At 67.7% G+C, this 15523-nt stretch carries 17 protein-coding genes and 4 pseudogenes; 7 read left to right on the top strand and 14 right to left on the bottom strand.

Annotated elements, in window-relative coordinates; translation table 11 throughout:
- Positions 1-178: 178 nt before the first annotated feature.
- Positions 179-604, bottom strand: a complete 426-nt coding sequence (locus tag AB0A61_RS36765) for a MarR family transcriptional regulator (RefSeq protein WP_361302572.1) — start codon at positions 602-604, stop codon at positions 179-181.
- Positions 605-680: 76 nt separating this feature from the next.
- Between AB0A61_RS36765 and AB0A61_RS36770 the strand changes: the two genes are divergently transcribed.
- Positions 681-1352, top strand: a complete 672-nt coding sequence (locus tag AB0A61_RS36770) for an MBL fold metallo-hydrolase (protein ID WP_361302575.1) — start codon at positions 681-683, stop codon at positions 1350-1352.
- A 315-nt stretch (positions 1353-1667) separates the two neighbouring features.
- Here AB0A61_RS36770 and AB0A61_RS36775 read toward each other — a convergent pair whose 3' ends face one another.
- Positions 1668-2657, bottom strand: a complete 990-nt coding sequence (locus tag AB0A61_RS36775; RefSeq protein WP_361302578.1) for a phosphotransferase — start codon at positions 2655-2657, stop codon at positions 1668-1670.
- Between the two features lie 57 nt (positions 2658-2714).
- Positions 2715-2885 (bottom strand): annotated as a pseudogene (locus tag AB0A61_RS36780) (ATP-binding protein); the annotation flags it as partial.
- 510 nt (positions 2886-3395) lie between these two features.
- On the opposite strand from AB0A61_RS36780, the pseudogene AB0A61_RS36785 reads away from it, so the two are divergent.
- Positions 3396-4292: pseudogene (locus AB0A61_RS36785) on the top strand (reverse transcriptase domain-containing protein); the annotation flags it as partial.
- Between the two features lie 140 nt (positions 4293-4432).
- Here the strand turns inward: AB0A61_RS36785 and AB0A61_RS36790 are convergent.
- Positions 4433-4618, bottom strand: a pseudogene (locus AB0A61_RS36790) (ATP-binding protein); the annotation flags it as partial.
- Between the two features lie 205 nt (positions 4619-4823).
- Between AB0A61_RS36790 and AB0A61_RS36795 the strand changes: the two are divergent.
- From AB0A61_RS36795 to AB0A61_RS36805, 3 genes are all read left to right on the top strand, one after another.
- Complete coding sequence (locus tag AB0A61_RS36795) at positions 4824-5324, top strand: hypothetical protein (RefSeq protein ID WP_361302581.1); 501 nt, start codon at positions 4824-4826, stop codon at positions 5322-5324.
- Positions 5321-5575: a hypothetical protein gene (locus AB0A61_RS36800; protein WP_361302583.1), complete on the top strand. Its 255-nt coding sequence runs from the start codon at positions 5321-5323 to the stop codon at positions 5573-5575. Before AB0A61_RS36795 ends, AB0A61_RS36800 begins: the two co-directional genes overlap by 4 nt.
- Before the next feature lie 167 nt (positions 5576-5742).
- Complete coding sequence (locus AB0A61_RS36805; RefSeq protein WP_361302586.1) at positions 5743-5913, top strand: hypothetical protein; 171 nt, start codon at positions 5743-5745, stop codon at positions 5911-5913.
- Here AB0A61_RS36805 and AB0A61_RS36810 read toward each other — a convergent pair.
- The 3 genes from AB0A61_RS36810 to AB0A61_RS36820 all read right to left on the bottom strand — a co-directional run bounded on the left by AB0A61_RS36810 (position 5903) and on the right by AB0A61_RS36820 (position 6816).
- Complete coding sequence (locus tag AB0A61_RS36810) at positions 5903-6154, bottom strand: hypothetical protein (protein WP_361302589.1); 252 nt, start codon at positions 6152-6154, stop codon at positions 5903-5905. The two genes, AB0A61_RS36805 and AB0A61_RS36810, sit on opposite strands and share 11 nt — an antisense overlap.
- A complete protein-coding gene (locus tag AB0A61_RS36815) occupies positions 6151-6405 on the bottom strand; it encodes a toxin-antitoxin system HicB family antitoxin (RefSeq protein WP_361302592.1) in 255 nt (84 codons plus the stop codon). Before AB0A61_RS36815 ends, AB0A61_RS36810 begins: the two co-directional genes overlap by 4 nt.
- Before the next feature lie 63 nt (positions 6406-6468).
- The gene (locus AB0A61_RS36820; RefSeq protein WP_361302631.1) at positions 6469-6816 is read right to left on the bottom strand and encodes a diguanylate cyclase; all 348 of its coding nucleotides are present in this window, start codon (positions 6814-6816) and stop codon (positions 6469-6471) included.
- Between the two features lie 85 nt (positions 6817-6901).
- On the opposite strand from AB0A61_RS36820, the gene AB0A61_RS36825 reads away from it, so the two are divergent.
- Positions 6902-7531 (top strand): class I SAM-dependent methyltransferase, encoded by a 630-nt coding sequence (locus AB0A61_RS36825; protein WP_361302595.1) that lies wholly within the window; start codon positions 6902-6904, stop codon positions 7529-7531.
- Positions 7532-7589: 58 nt separating this feature from the next.
- Here AB0A61_RS36825 and AB0A61_RS36830 read toward each other — a convergent pair whose 3' ends face one another.
- Positions 7590-7847 (bottom strand): hypothetical protein, encoded by a 258-nt coding sequence (locus AB0A61_RS36830; RefSeq protein WP_361302598.1) that lies wholly within the window; start codon positions 7845-7847, stop codon positions 7590-7592.
- 412 nt (positions 7848-8259) lie between these two features.
- Between AB0A61_RS36830 and AB0A61_RS36835 the strand changes: the two genes are divergently transcribed.
- A complete protein-coding gene (locus AB0A61_RS36835) occupies positions 8260-10926 on the top strand; it encodes a hypothetical protein (protein ID WP_361302601.1) in 2667 nt (888 codons plus the stop codon).
- 23 nt (positions 10927-10949) lie between these two features.
- On the opposite strand, the pseudogene AB0A61_RS36840 reads toward AB0A61_RS36835, so the two are convergent.
- The 6 genes and pseudogenes from AB0A61_RS36840 to AB0A61_RS36865 all read right to left on the bottom strand — a co-directional run.
- Positions 10950-11114, bottom strand: a pseudogene (locus AB0A61_RS36840) (sigma factor-like helix-turn-helix DNA-binding protein); the annotation flags it as partial.
- 722 nt (positions 11115-11836) lie between these two features.
- Positions 11837-12088 carry a DUF4235 domain-containing protein gene (locus tag AB0A61_RS36845; RefSeq protein ID WP_361302634.1) on the bottom strand — a complete coding sequence of 84 codons (252 nt, stop codon included), beginning with the start codon at positions 12086-12088 and terminating at the stop codon, positions 11837-11839.
- A gap of 19 nt (positions 12089-12107) precedes the next feature.
- Positions 12108-12587, bottom strand: coding sequence for a DUF3618 domain-containing protein (locus AB0A61_RS36850; protein ID WP_361302604.1), 480 nt, complete (start codon positions 12585-12587; stop codon positions 12108-12110).
- Positions 12584-13015, bottom strand: coding sequence for a phage holin family protein (locus tag AB0A61_RS36855; protein WP_361302607.1), 432 nt, complete (start codon positions 13013-13015; stop codon positions 12584-12586). The genes AB0A61_RS36850 and AB0A61_RS36855 overlap by 4 nt, the downstream gene beginning before the upstream one ends.
- 581 nt (positions 13016-13596) lie before the next feature.
- The gene (locus AB0A61_RS36860) at positions 13597-14148 is read right to left on the bottom strand and encodes a phosphatase PAP2 family protein (protein WP_361302610.1); all 552 of its coding nucleotides are present in this window, start codon (positions 14146-14148) and stop codon (positions 13597-13599) included.
- Positions 14149-14289: 141 nt separating this feature from the next.
- A complete protein-coding gene (locus AB0A61_RS36865) occupies positions 14290-15354 on the bottom strand; it encodes a YihY/virulence factor BrkB family protein (protein WP_361302637.1) in 1065 nt (354 codons plus the stop codon).
- Positions 15355-15523 lie beyond the last annotated feature (169 nt).

The raw sequence follows: 15523 nt of genomic DNA on the forward strand, positions 1-15523 counted from the left end.
CGGCATCGACTTCGCGCGGTGGTTGCCGGTTGCGTGACGTCAGCGCGTCGTATCCCTCGGTACGAGCCGTTTTCCCACGCTGGGAACAGCAGCCGCCGCAGCTGGGCGGTCGTTGTCGGGGGCCACGGCCTTCAGTAGCAGTCGGCCGAGCGCTCCGATCCGCGGAGACAGGGGACGGTCAGCTGCGATCGCCGTGCCAGGCCAGCCGCTTGAGGAGGGCGACGGACTCCGCGAGCTGTTGCTGTTCGGCGGGGGACAGCTCCGCCCTAATGGCCTCGGCGAGCCAGTCGGCTCGGCGGCCACGGCGTGCCTGGAGTGCCTGCAGTCCTGGATCGGTCAGCATGACGAGGACCTTGCGTTTGTCGTCCGGATGGGGCTTCTGGCGGGCGAGGCCTAGTTCCACGAGTTGGCCGACGACCCGCGCCGCCGACTGGTGGCGGACCTGCTGCCGGGCCGCGAGCTCGCTGGTGGTCATGGGCCCTTCGCGGTCGAGGAAGCCCAGCACCGCGGCCTGCGCCTGCGGCATGGCATCGGTGGCCCGTACGCGCCGCACCAGGTTTCCGACGACGGCTCGCAGGTCGCTCGCGATCTCCTGCTCGTTCACGGCATCACCGTACCCGCAGGATAGGTGTACAGCAATGCTGTACAGTCTGGCTGCACAAACGGAAGGGAGGCCAGTCATGCAGATCACCTCACTGGGGCATTCCTGCATACGACTGCAGCACGAGGGCTGCACCGTCGTCATCGACCCCGGCTGCTTCAGCGATCCCGACGCACTGGAGGGAGCCGACGCGGTGCTCGTCACGCATGAGCACGCAGACCACTTCGTCCCCGACCGGCTGCGGGAGGCCGGCGGCGACATCGACATTTGGACCAACCCGGCGGTCGCCCGCCACCTCACCGACCTCGGCGGGCGCGTCCATACCGTCCGGCACGGCGACGCTTTCGACGTCGGCCCTCTGGAATTCCACGTGTACGGGGAAAAGCACGCCACCATCCATCGTGACTTCGCCGAGTTCGACAACGTCGGCTTCCTGGTCGACGGGGTCTTCCACCCGGGCGACGCGCTCACTGTCCCGGAGGAGAAGGTGCGCACGCTCCTCGCGCCGGCCGGGGCGCCGTGGGTGAAGCTGGCCGAGGTCGTCGACTACGTCAGGGAGGTCGGACCCGGCGAGGTCTTCCTCGTTCACGACGCGGTGCTGAGCCCCCCGGCGCTGAGTGCCCACGCTCAGATCCTGAGCAGCTTGGTCGGCGGACCGCACGGCCCGGCCGTCCGCACCTGGTCCGCAGGGGACAAAATCGGCCTGTCCGGAGCCGGCGGCTCCTCGAGCCAGGCGGTTCCTCGGACCTGACGTCTGACCGGGCCGAGGCGGATTAGATACCTCGGCCCGGGAGGCAGCGGGGGAGATGGTGCGCCCTGCCACACCACGATCCGGCCGAGCGATTTCCGGGCGACCTCCACCACCATCGCCTGAAGATCGACAGTCACACTGCGTACGCGACCACAAGAAGTGGACCAGAGCCCCTGTCTTGGAGTCAGTTGTCGATCAGCCGGCTCGCGAATGTCGAAGAGAAATGACGGCACTTTCGAGTGAAGGGAACGCGGGACGGCCAACTGCCCGTCGGGGCAGGTAGCGATAGGAGCGAGACGTATGGCGGACGTGGTGCTACTGGACCAGCAGGGCCAGCGCTTCCTTCGCGTTGTGCTCGGCGATTCCCTGCATCAGCGTGCGCTGTGGGAAGTCGCCGTCGAGGAGGCGCAGGGGGCCAGCCACCAGCGAGAGACGCATCGCGAGCATGTAGAGGTCGAGCCGCGCTGGATCGAGCCCGGGGCGTGACAAGGCTGGGTACTGGTCGCTGAAACGAAGCTGCAGGAACACGTGCTCCCACTCGACATCGAAAAACATCAGGCCCTCGATGTCGATCAGGACGGGGTGTCCGGAGGCATCGACCAGGACGTGGTCGGGCCCGAGTTCGCCGTGGATCAGTCCGTGTTGCCTGCGCGGAGACACTCGTGTGGCCAGCTCCTGCAGGCGATCCTGCAAGGGAGCCGCGGCTGATCCGATCCTGGGGTCGCGTTCGGCCGCCTCTGCGAGGTCCTCGATGGCACGCTCGAGCACCAGTTGCTCGCACGAATCGCCACTGGCTCTGTTGCCCCGTTCGAGCACGTCCACCCTGCCGTAGTGCTGACTGTGCTGCTGGTCCATCACGTCAAGCATTGCTGCCAGCTCGCTCAAGGCATTTGATGCGCGTGCGGGATCCGTCTTCAGGAGCGTTTCCAGAGTGCCGCCGGCAACGTCCTCGACAACTGCCACATCCGCCGGGTAATGACGTCGCCTGTCGTCAGCCAGGAGTACCCCTGGAACCCGGACTCCAAGGCCGTCCAGTCTCCGCTGAGCGGCCAGAAATGGGGCCAGCCCGGAGGCGGGAGCGAACGGGTGGGTCGCGTCGATGCCTTCCGCAGCAGGCCAGAAGTTCTCGCCCCCGGCCCAGCTGTAGACGATCACACTTGCTGCACGTGATCCGTCCACGTGAACCCGGTAGACCCCCTTCTTGCTCCCGCCTCGCAACCGGTCCACTTCGACAACATGGACTCCCGCCCCCAGTGCCTCATGCACGATTCCTGACAAGGCTTCACTATTCGTGAACTGGCGCATGCGCCGACCCTATCCTCGGCCCGGTGCGCCGTCGGGTCGAGTCCGCCTTCAAGTGAGTCAGCCGGCCTTGGCAGGTTCTTCAGCTCGTGCGCGGGTGCTGGCGAGGCGGTAGGAGTCAGTGCCGGTTTCGATGATGGTGCCGTTGAAGGTGAGCCGGTCGACGATGGCCGCGCAGAGGCGGGGGTCGGTGAAGTTCTTGGTCCAGTGTGCGCCGTGAGGCGCTTCGTTGTATCCCCGACGTAGTCGGGATGAACTTGGAGGGAGGTTCTTGGGTCGCCGAGCTAACTTGAGCGCGAAAGCGTGAGGGGACAACAGCATGCTCGGAAAGTGGTGTCCGTCTGGAGGCGTCCAGGGCGGGGCACCGCAAGACCCGCGCGATATGGCTAAGGCTTGATTGCTTGAAGCCCAATTCCCAGCGGTGCGAAAGACACCCGTCGAAACGACGCCTGATAATCGACGTCGCGCCATGCCTCGGTCGCGGTTGGAGGCCGGGGCAACCTCCATGGCGTAGAGCGCCTCCCAGCGAGGGCGGCCAAGGGAATGAGTGGGCGGCCTACGTCGCGCTCGATACGTACAACGAAGACGTACCACGGGATCGCCTACGGGGCGCGAGCCCTATGGCGACGGAGTGCCCGTAGTAGTCGCAGGAGTGACGACCTGCCAGGGAGGCCGGGAAAGCCGGTCACAGGGCAAAGGGGCACAGGTGATTGAGGCGTCCGGCGATGGGAGGTATGCGTAATGCAGAACGCCGCAACGGTGCTGGACGTCCTCGGGGAACGCGGCAGGCGTGGTCTGCCGCTGGAAAGGCTGTATCGGCAGTTGTTCAACCCGCAGTTGTTCCTGATGGCTTACGGGCGCATCTACGCCAACAAGGGTGCGATGACGTCTGGGGTCACCGGGGAGACCGTGGATGGTATGTCCCTGGAGAAAATCGAAGCGATCATCGGCCGATTACGCGCCGAGACGTACCGGTGGACTCCAGTGCGGCGGACCTATATCCCGAAGAAGAACGGGAGGAAACGTCCGCTCGGACTGCCCACCTGGTCGGACAAGCTGGTCGCCGAGGTGGTCCGTCTCCTGCTGGAGGCGTACTACGACGTCCAGTTCTCCCGCCACTCCCACGGATTTCGCCCTGGCCGGGGCTGTCACACCGCGCTCAATGAGGTGGTGGAAGTCTGGAAGGGAACACACTGGTTCGTTGAAGGAGACATCTCCGACTGCTTCGGCAGTCTGGATCACGAGGTGATGCTCGCGATTCTGGGAGAGAAGATCCACGACGGGCGATTTCTGCGGCTGATCCGCCAGATGCTCAAGGCCGGGTATTTGGAGGACTGGCGATGGCAGGCCACGCTCAGCGGTGCGCCGCAGGGCGGCGTGGCTTCGCCGATCCTGTCCAACATCTACTTGGACCGGTGGGATCAGTTCGTTGAACAGCACCTCCTACCGGACTACAACCGGGGCAGGCTGCGCCGGCGGAGCCGGGAGTACTGGCGCGTCGAGGCGAGGATCAAACGGGCAAGTCAGCGCGGGGACAAGGCAGCGGTGCATGCGCTTCGGCGGCAGCTGCGACGCCTTCCCAGTGCCGATCCCGATGATCCGGACTACCGGCGGCTGCGGTACATCCGCTATGCCGACGGCGCCCGTACCGTTCGGGACGGGGCCGTCGGAAAAGGACCCCAGCCAGGGGCACCTCGTCGGCGGCCTACTTCACCGCCGAAGGACTCGTTGGACGCGTCGACCTCCTCTTCCAGGTTCTGACCGAACGGGAAGAGGAGGTCGACGCGTCCGTAGCGGGCGATGGTCTTGTTCAGCTGCTTCTCGTCGGCAGCCTCGACCAGCTCGTTCACGTGCTTGGTGGCAAGTGTGTAGCGGACGCGGTAGCCCTTCATGGCGGCCTCGGTGCCCAGGGCGATGAGCATGTGGGACTTGCCGGTGCCGGAGTCGCCAATCAGGCAGAGCGGCTGGCATTTTTGATCCACTCGCGCCGCCCGCGGGCATCACGATCCATGCCGCCGGCACGCTGAGCCGTAGCGTCCAGCCCCAGCGCATGTCCCACGGGGATCCCCAGTACGCAGTGACTGAGGACGACTTCGACGCTCTGCAGCGACCCATCGATGCGATCACCGGCCGGGCGGCTGAAGCGGACTTGACTTGCTCCTGGGGCCTGTGGCAACTCGCCAAGGACAAGCACCAGTTCGGCAGCACGTACTACGGCTCGCTCAGGACGCGAGGACCGACGCCCGGCAGGCGCAGCTGACCAAGACGGATTCGGAGGAGTACACGCCGCCCGCGAAGTGGGGCAGCGGCTTCATCAAGCCCATTGCCGAGTTCCCCAGCTATCGCTCCTGGATGGACGGCGGCGAGGCGGCACTGCACGGAGACGTCAACGGCGCGGTACAGGGCGCAATCGGCGGGGCCCCCTCCGCGGCCGGCGGAGAGGCCAGCAAGCACCTCGCCAAGGGTGCGCTCCTGAGCGACGTGCGCGGGAAACACCACCGCCCCACGTTCATCAACACGATCGGCAAGTTCGGAGAGAAGATATTCGGCGTGCCGGTCGCCGTGATCGCGACGGGGATCGACTTCTACTACACGCCCCAGGCGCCCAAGGGGCCGGGCGACACCCATGTGGACGCCCCGGGGGAGCCAGGAAAGGTGAGGTACCGATGACGCACTCCGCAGGCCCGCCGACGCGCGGCCGCCGCCGCCCGGACCTGCGGCACTGGCTGAGACCCCAGAGTTCGCGATTTCTCGTCTTCGGCATGTGCTTTGCCGTCGGCGGGCTCGCCGGTGGGGTGCGCTCCGCGCTGAACGGGAAAGGGATCTGGACGATTCTCGGCACCTTCGGCCTGGGGATTTTCGGCGTGCTCGTCGTTGTGAGCTACTTCGTCAACTACGAGGACCGGCGAGGCCGTCGCTGAGCCGCTTGGATGTTCGATGGGGCCGACGCGTGACCCCACGTGGAGTGGCTGCCCACAGGATCAAACACCGCTGGTAGCGAGCTCGCGCACCGGAAGAGATACCGGTTCGCCGTTTGAACTGACGTGCTCACGGAACGCGCGTCGGTGCGATCGGCTGCACCGCCACGGTGCTGACCGGGCTGGTGCTCACCTTCGGCGGCAGCCATCCGGTGCCGCAGATTCACGCGCCGGCCGAGGGCGGGCCGCCCTCGGTAGCGGCGTCACCCGCTCCCGGCGACACGGATGGGGTGCTGTCGCTGCTGCGGCAGTGGATGCAGGTGGCCGAGGTCAGACCGTGATGGCGAACGCCCACAGGTGAGGGTCCGGCCCCGGGATGATCACATAGTGGACGATGACGGCGCGTGTCGTGATGACGCGCACCGACTCGTCCATGCCGTCGTACTTGTCGGCCTGCGGCCACGACCACGGATCGTTGCAGGCGCGGAGCACGGCCTCGTGGAGCTCTTCCTTGTCGGGGCCGGGCAAGTTCTTGATGGTCTCGCCGACGTGTGCGGCGAACCGGGTGGGGACCGCCGTCACCCGAACACCTCGTCCATGTCCATGGCGTCGGCCTCGGACCGTCCGCTGTCCAGCCACTTCTTGTAGGCGACGGCGGCGTGCATGCGGGCGCGGGCCTGCCGCATCTCCTCAGGGCCCTCGGCGGCAGCCTGGTCGGCGGCAAGGACTTCGGTCACGTAGTCGTTGATGGACATGCCAGCGCGCTTCGCGGCGGTGCGGACCTTGTCGGCCAGTTCCTTCGGGACGCGCGTGTTGAGCTGCGTGAGAGACATAGCGGAAATGTTAGCGATCTGCTAGCAACCACGGGAGGGGTTCTGCGTGTGCGGTACGCGGGCTCACGCGCTCGGAAGGTGCGTGCCGAGGCGGCCGGCGCGGCGGCCATTGACGGCGTCGGCGTAGGCGTCGTCCCGTGTCGCCAGATACGGGAACACCTCGCGGCCGGTCTTGACTTTGTACGTGGCTGTGTCGGCGGCGCGCAGGAGGCGGTCGGTGTCCTCGCCGGGAAGGTCTGCTGCGCAGACCTTCCCGATCGGCACGCGCGGCTGCAGGGTCAGCCCGTCGTGCTGGAAGGACTGCTGCAGCTGCTCGCGCAGCACGGCGATGTCCGCGAGGCCGGACGACACCGGCAGCACGGCGGCGAGGGCGAACTCTTCTCTGAACCAACGAGAGCGTCCCGTGATCAGGTGACGGGACGATCAGTCCTGAGGGGAAGGGCCGGTATGGGGCCGGAGAACGGCTGCGAACGGCGCGGGTGTTAGTTTGCTTCCCGTGTTAAAACACCAGGACGAGACCAGGGCGGCCTACGACGGGGTCGTCGAGCTGTATGCGTCGATGTTCGCTAATCGGTTGGAGACGCAGCCGTTCGCGCGGAACATGATCGGCACCTTCGCCGAGCTCGTGCGTGGCACGGGGAACCTGCGGGTAGCCGACGTCGGGTGCGGGCCTGGTCATCTGACGGCCATGCTGCACGACTTGGGGCTGGACGCCTTCGGGCTCGACCTCTCCCCGGCCATGGTCGCCCACGCTCGGCGGGCCCATCCGGCGCTGCGGTTCGACGAAGCGCGAATGGAAGCCCTGCCGGTCGAGGACGGCGCGCTCGGCGGAGTGCTGGCCCACTACTCGATGATCCATACCCCACCTGGAGAATTGCCCGCGCTGCTCGCCGAGCAGGTGCGTGTCCTGGCACCAGGGGGCCTGCTCCTGGTGTCCTTCTTCGGGACCGAGGGACCGGAGCCGGTTCGCTTCGACCACAAGGTGGCGCCCGCCTATAGCTGGCCGGCGGAGCGGTTTTCCGAGTTGCTGGCCGGGGCTGGCCTCGTCACCGTGGCTCGGTTGCTCCACGACCCAGCGTCCGAGCGGGGCTTCCTCGACACCCATTTGCTGGGCCGCCGCCCGTAGGGCGTGGGCCGTGGCCTGGGTCGGGGTGGTGTAGATCATCTGCCTGGATGAGGCTCGGCTAACTTGAAGGTCCTCTTGCCGAACTGATTCGTGTCGCGATCTGGCTGAAGCGGGGCATGCCGAGATCGATCACTTGGCGTTGACGGACTTGCTCTGCAACGAGCTGGATGAGCTTCTCCTCTGCGCTGGCGAGGCTTACTTGCAGTCCCTCAATCTCACCGAGCCATCCCTCCTGTTCGGCTTCGATGATTCGGGCAATCAGGTTGTCGCGAATCTCGACGAGGCGGTGTCTCTGAGCCGGATCCGGCCGGAGCATGGAGCATCGTCGCGTGGGAGGGCCCGCCCGTAGCGACAGAAGTGCGCCGCAGATGATTGTCGACGTGGACAAACGCAGCGGGGGGAACCCCAGGTGAGGGCAGTCCAGTGGCGCATCGCCCAGTGATCATTCCGTACCGTCGAGCCTGTCCGACCGTCCGGACGCGGGGCCGTGGCTCCGGATCAGGAAGCGATCAGTCGACGGCCGAACCACTCTTGATCCAGCCGACGTAGCCGCGCGAGGTCTGTGACGTGACGCCGTCAAGGCGCGGAACTCTCGCAGCACGGCGCTGCCACCCGCGGACATCGAAATGATCCGAACCGGGCAGTAGGAGTCACTGGCGGATACGTAGCGCTTGCGAGCCATGTGCTCATGGCATGTTGACCTCCCTACTTCTTCCGGGGAGGCACGCGTGCCCAACTCTCCCGCCCCTGCGGACTCGACACCGGCCTACCCCAGGTGGTCGGACCGCCTGATACGCCAGATCGACACCTTCGCGGCCAGGAGGTCCGGGGCCGAGAGAGTACCTGCTCTGGTGCTCGGCAGGCAGAACGGCGGTGATCCCAGATGGGCCGCCTTCGTCATCCGGGAGTACGAGCACCGACTGACACGAGGGCACGGCAACGCACACGGCCAGGTGCCGCACGCGGTCGTCGACGACGCGGAACTGACCGGCGGCTTCCTCGCGGCGGTCGACCGAGTGGCGCTGAGGTTCCAGCTCACCATGCCTTCAGGGCGCCTGCGGCTGCGCGACTTCCACACGTGCCGGGCCGTGCTGGAGTCGGAGCGCGGCACGGGAGACCTCCAGTCCCAGCAGCAGCCCATTGTCGACAGCCTGTACGCGGAGCTCCTGAAGCGAAGGAGGACGCTTCGCGCCGGCGCGTATACGGCGGACTTCTTGGGGCAGCATGTCCTCACCGGCTGGCTCCAGGGGCTCGTCGCCGCCATGGTCGTCGGCGTTCCCAAGCTGTGCTACCGGTGGTTCTTACGGCACTGGGGCCTCAGGTGGGTGGCGGACGAGTGTCATGCCGCCAACTTCCTGGACGCAGCTCTCTCCTTCTGCCGGGACGGCGAGCTGGATCGTGAGGACGCCCGAGTGCGACGCATCCTGCTGCGCGCCCTCCTGACCGACCTGCGCACAGCGACGCGGGGCAGGACCCGGCTGAGTCACCTGTGGGCCCGGCGACGGTGGTCCTTCGTCGTCCTTATCCCGGAGATCGACGGCGCGGACGGACCCGGCCGGGCGTTTCTCGGCACGCTCGCGGAACTGGTCGGCGACCATCCGTCCCGGCCGCTTCTCGTCCTGGCCGGCTGCGCGGGCCCGCCGCCGGACTACGCCGTCCCGCTCGACGCCGACCTCGACCGGCCGAACGGCATCGCCGACAAGGTGTTCGCTGTCCTCAGCCAGGACAGCCCCGAGCCCGTACGCCTCGTCACACTGCCGGCCGACGACGACACGGAAGGCACAGCGAAGAACAAGATCGAGAAGGGCACGGGCATCATGGCCCGCAAGGACCACCCCCTCGACTGGGTGCGCCCATCGGTTCTGCCGGTCCTGGCCCTGGCGACCGCCACTTTCTACCTGGCCCCTGTCTCTCTCTGGCCAGGGACCGCGCGTCCCGCACCGCCCTCATGCGTCACCGTCCGCACCGGTGAGCGGGTGGGTGTCTCCGACGGCGAGCAGTGCGATCTGGCCGTGCCCGGAGGCCCTGGGAAGGAACTGCGGGACCTGGAACGCCAAGTCGCCGAGGAGAACGCCAGGATCCCCGACGGGCGGTACCGCACCCTGGTCTTCCTCGCACCCTTGAGCCTGCAGAAGGGTGTGTACGACGACCCTCCGCTCGGCCTGCAGATCCTGCGCGGCGCGATCGCCCAGCAGCACAAGCTGAACGCCGGCGTCCGCCAGAACAAGATGCCCATCCGCCTGCTCATCGCCAACACCGGCCAGTACTTCCAGTACGGCGCGCACAACGACGCGACACCGAAGGACCCGGACGTCGCGCACATGATCATCAGTCGCCAACGCGAGGACCACATCGCGGCGGTCATCGGCATCACGCAGAGCCGTCGTGAATCACTGAAGGCGGTCCAGGAACTCGACCAGGCCGGCATCCCAGTCATCGCCAACGGCGTGTCCGGCAGCACCATGGTCGGACCCGACTCCCCGCAGCGCTACTTCCAGATCTCGGCTCCCAACACGCGCCTGGGCCCCATCTTCGCCGACTTCATCCGCCGCTCCCCCGAGATCCACCGCCTCACCAGCGGCAGGCCCCACGCCGTCGTCGTCTACGACCCGACCGACACCTCCTTCAGTACGGACCTCAGGAACGTCTTCCTGCGCGCCTACCGGTCCTACGGCGGCATCGACGAGGTCACCTACAGCGAGAAGCCCGGGGCCACCACACCGGACAGCATCGCCACCGACGTGTGCAACAAGGTCTCTGCCACGCACGGCATCGTCGTCTACCTCGCACGGTCGGGCGTACTGCCCAGCCTCCTCAACGCCATGCAGAGTGCCGGCGGCCAGTGCCAGCCACCCGAGGGCACGACCATTCCCCTGATCGCCGAGAGCGCCCCCATCGACTTCCAGCTCCATCCCGCCCGGACGGCAGGGGCCTACCCGTACATGACGCTCTTCTACGAGACGACGAATGCCCCCACGTCGGACCCCCGGGATCCGTACGCGCAGTTCACCCAGGACTTCGCCGCCGTCTTCGGGCACCTGAGCGCCGACGCCGACGCGGCCGGCGGCTTCGACACCGTCGGCATCGTCTCCAAGGTCATCGAGAACCTGCTGCCGGCGTCCCAGGACGTCCAGCCCAACGACATCTACCTATGGCTCACCGCCCACGGCGTGTCCCAGTACCCCGGCGCCTCGGGCGTGCTGCAACTGGACGCCAAGAACAAGTACCCACCCGACAAGGCCGTCTACATCCGCGAGATCACCCAGCCGGGCGGCGCCACCTCCACCCTGCTCAGCTGCGGCATCCTGCCCGACCGGCAGAACCGCGCGAAGTGGGGCACACCGCCTGACACCTTCCCGTGCCCCCGCGAGGGCACGGGATCACCGTCCGACTGACCCAATTCCGGACGTTGGTGGGCGCTGTGCATGCCTTCGCGCAGGCGAGCCAGCAGGCGGGAGATCAGCCGAGAGACATGCATCTGGGACACCCCGAGGCGCTCGCCGATCTGAGCCTTGGCGAGTTCCTCGCCGAACCGCCAGTGGATGATCTTGCAGTCCCGTTCGGCGAATTCGGCGATCACTGGGAGCGAGGGCCCGACCCATGCCTTCCGGACGACGACGACGCCGCGCGCCCTGCCCAGCTGCCGTGTACAGGTCGGCCCGGCAACGGCCTTCGAACCTGATCAGCGGCGCCAGCGGCGTGACCTTCTGGACGCGGATGCGTTGTGCTGCAAGACAGGTGCACGTCCCCGCGGCACTTGGGCGTGACGGGTCCTCGATTCCTGCCCGGCACCGGGGGCCCGTTCTGTCTTCTGGGACGTGCAGGCATTCGGTTCTTGCCGTTTCCGGCCGGACGTTCCTCGCCGTCCGCGTCGTGGCTGTCGACCATGGAATCGTCGGGCCAGCGGCTGAACGGGCCGATGACAGCGGGCTTTCCCGGCTGGCTCGCAGGTGGGTCAGTCGGGCGGGTCGGTGCGTGCTTGCAGTTGCTGCCAGCAGTGGTGGATGTGCTGTTCGGCCTCTCGCACCGCGCAGAGAGCAGCGTCATCCGGCGGTGCGGCAGCACGTGGCGGAGTCGTATCGCGGGGTGTAGTGACCCGCTGTGGCGGGCGCGCCGTGCAGGCGGCGCGCCCTCGACCGGTGTGGTGCAGGACTGCTGCCCGGGCCATGAGGATCATGGCGATGACTGCTGCGGCTGTCAGCGTGGTAGCCGCCTTCTGATCAGACATCTGCGTGGGGCTTTCGTGGGGTACCGGGCGGATGCGGGGCCGGTACCGGGTGGCACCGGCCCCGCATCCTTAGCGGATCAGCCGGGCCAGGTGCCGGTCAGGCTGCGGGTGGCGGCTGCGCCGGCACGGTTCACGACCGCCTTCGTCCCGGCGAAGATTGCGCCCTGCAGGGCGGCGGCCGTCACCACTTCCCCCCAGGCACGCTCTTCATCGGTGGCATCGGGTGCGTCGTCATCGTGCCCCAGCATCTTCCACGCCTGTTTGAACAGGGCACCGGCGAGCATGCCGCTGACCGCACCGAGGACCAGACCAACCGGCTTGTAAGCGATCTTGGACGCTTTCCTGGCCTCATCCTTTCCGGCGTCGGCACACCAGCCAGATGGCGACGGCCGCGCTGGCGGCTGCCAGCCACAGACGGTTTTCCTGAGCCGCCTTGGCGGCCAGGGATGTCTTGGCTCGCACCGGCTCGGGCGCCTTGTCCTGCCACAACTGACCGGCCTCGGCCGCCTTCGCACGGACCTGCCCGGCAGCTTGGGCCGCCTTGTCCTTGACCGGGCCCGGCAGCTTGTTCTGCACTACAGCCCCGGCCTCGGCCGCCTTTGCCTTCAACTGGCCGGCCTTGTACGCGGCCTGCTCCTTCAGCTCACCGGCCTTGGTCGCGGCCTGGCCCTTGACCTCGGCGGCCTTGTCCTGGGCGCGGGCCTTGACGTCGGTCTTGGCCGCGAGCGCCTCCACGGTCTGGCCGAGCTCTTCGCGGGTCTGCTCGACCTGCTCGCGCAGTTCCTCGGTGTTCTCGGCTGTCGGCTCGTCATGAGGCGGCTGGGTCATCGGTGCGCACTCTCCTTGATCTCGGCCACGTCGGCCTTCACGTTCTCGACCGTCTGCTCGGGTGTGGGCGGGGCGGCCTGGTCGACCTGCTTCTTTCCGCCTATGGCCATCACCGCGGCGATCACACCCAGCACCGCCGTGACGATCAGCGCCGCCGCCCAGACCGGCAGCGCCACCGCCAGCGCTGCGATCACGGTGGCGACCAGCGCCTGGGCCATCAAGAAGCCGACAAGGCCGGCACCGCCGAACAGTCCGCCGCCCTTGCCGTAGCGCTTGCCCTTTTGCTTCATCTCCGCCTGTGCCAGGCGCAGTTCACCGCGTATCAGCTCGGTCAGCTGCTGTGAGGCGCGCTGTACCAATTCGTTTACCGGCTCGGAACCGGGTGTCTGCTGGCCTGGGCCATGGGACGGCTGCGTGCTGGACGACATGGCGATCACCTCCCCTTTACTGGTTCTTTTCCGCCAGGAAGGGCGCCGCGGCACCCCTGGTGATCGCGCGGGTACCCCGAATGGCCCAGTTCAGGGCACCGATGTGGGCTGGCTGGTTCGGCGACACCGCCTGGTCGGCCAGCTGTGGTCAGGGCGACTGTCTGCCGGCTCGTCGAAGGGCGAGGAGCGCTTGGTGGCTAAGCAGGAGCCCCCGGGCGGGAGAGGTCTACCGCGCCGAGGGCTCCGCTCACCCACTCCAACGGGGAGCGCTTGGAGGTCCCTACTGTGACATGACCAAGCCTTGGCACCGGTAGGCGCCGCCATTGTCAAGGAGCCGCCATGGCCGCAGTCTCCGTCCTGCCCTGCGCCTTCTTTGGGATGAGGGGCTCACTGCCTGCGCGGTGCGGCCGGCAGGTGGCGAGCACGCGATGCCACTGCCCGACTGGCCGCACCGCGCAGGCCACGGGGAAGTGCTGTTTGAACTTCTGCCCCAGCGGGGGCGCTTTCCGCGGCAGGGCCGCCATCGCGTACGAGACCTTCACACGGTCTCGATCCGATCATGGGTGCTCCGGTCGGCCCGGCTACGGCAGCCGCCACCGCAGCGCCCAGCGGGGGCTGTGGCGGACGAGCCAGGCGGCGGCCAGGCCGATGACGGCGCCGGCGGCGACGTCGCTGGGGTAGTGGGCACCGCTTTGCACGCGCTCGACCGCCACCATGGCGGCCGGGACCGTACACGCCATCCCCGCGACTGGCCATGCGGGCCAGACAGCGGCGGTGAATGCTGCGGCGGCCGCGGTGTGCCCGGAGGGAAACGAGGACGACTCGGGGCGGTCCTCGACCTCGTCGTGCGGGATCCACTGCTTCGGCGGCCGCGGCCGGTGGACCAGATGCTTGCACAAGCCGTTGGAGACCAGTTGCGCCACCGATAGCGCCGCCAGGCCGACCCCTGCGGTGCGGCGCCCGCGCCAGCCGCCGGCGAAGGCCATCACCGCCGCCGCACCGCACCACAGTTTGGTGCTCTCCGCGCACTCCTCCACCGCCGACAGCGTCCGGTGCACGCCCGGCGCGGTGCAGGCGGCGATCCGCTGGGTCAGACGCCGGTCCGTTTCACGCAATCCCGCCAGCAGCCTCATGAACTGCAAGTGTCCCGGAGATCACCCGCCATGCCTCTGTGATCATGATGGGAGGGACCCAGGCCGATCGCCGTTCGCAGAGCATTGATGCCCGACGGCGCAGGACGTCCTGTTGTTGCCGCGGTTGTAGGCCGTGCCTGATCAGACGTCGTCCAGTCGGCGCACGTCTTCCTCGTCCCACTTCCTGGTGTCGCGCGGCTGGGTGTAGGGCTCGGCCTCGAGCGGGTGCCCGCCGGCGACGGCGCGCTGGCGCACGGTCTCGGCGTCGAACTCCAGGCCCAGCAGGATCGCCAGGTTGGTGATCCACAGCCAGACGAGGAAGACGATGACGCCGGCCATGGTGCCGTAGGTCTTGTTGTAGGAGGCGAAGTTGGCGACGTAGAACGCGAACCCGGCGGAGGCGATCATCCAGATCAGCAGCGCGAGGAAGCTGCCCGGGGTAACCCAGCGGAACCCTTTCACCTTCGCGTTCGGGCTCGCCCAGTACAGGATGGCGATCATCACCGTGACCAGAAGGACCAGCACCGGCCACTTCGCGATTCCCCACACCGTCAGCGCCGTATCCCCGATCCCGAGCGCCTGCCCGGCCTTGCTGGCCAGGCCACCGGTGAAGACGACGATCAGTGCGCTGGCCACCGCGAGCACCATCAGCGCGACCGTGACGCCCAGGCGCACCGGAAGGAGTTTCCACACCGGCCGGCCTTCCGGCATGTCGTAGACGGCGTTGGCGGCGCGGATGAAGGCGGCCACGTACCCGGACGCCGACCACACCGCCAGCACGATGCCCACCAGCGCCATCACCGATCCGGTGCCGGCGCTGCCCTGCAGTTGCTCGACCGCCCGGGTGATGATGTCCCGCGCCGAGCCGGGTGCCAGCTGCTTGAGGTTGGCCAGCACCCTGTCGGTCGTCGATTTCCCGGTGATCCCCAACAGAGAGACCAGCACCAGCAGGGCCGGGAACAAGGACAGTACGCCGTAGTAGGTCAGCGCTGCCGCCCGGTCGGTCAGCTCGTCGTCCTTGAACTCCTTCAGGCTGCCCCTAAGGACCGCGCCCCAGGCCTGTTTCGGCAGCTGCGTCGGCGCATCTGGCGCCGCCTGCTCGACCCGGGGGCCCGGCCCCGCCTCCTTCGGCAACGACGCGTCGGAGGCTGGAGCCCGATCGCCGCGGTGATGGTCTTTTCGCCCTGGAATATACAGCTTCGCCATACCGGGCGGGTATCCGTAGGCCACACGCTCAAGCCGGGGATGACGGCCGGCTCCTCGCGCCACCACCGCACCCTCACCTAATGGGAGCTGCCGGGTCGTAGAGACTCGGTGCCGTGGCCGCCAGCAGGTGAGCACTGCCCACACCGGAGCCGTTTGAGCTCTGTGGTCA

This window comes from Streptomyces sp. NPDC046197, assembly GCF_040646295.1.
GTDB lineage: Bacteria > Actinomycetota > Actinomycetes > Streptomycetales > Streptomycetaceae > Streptomyces.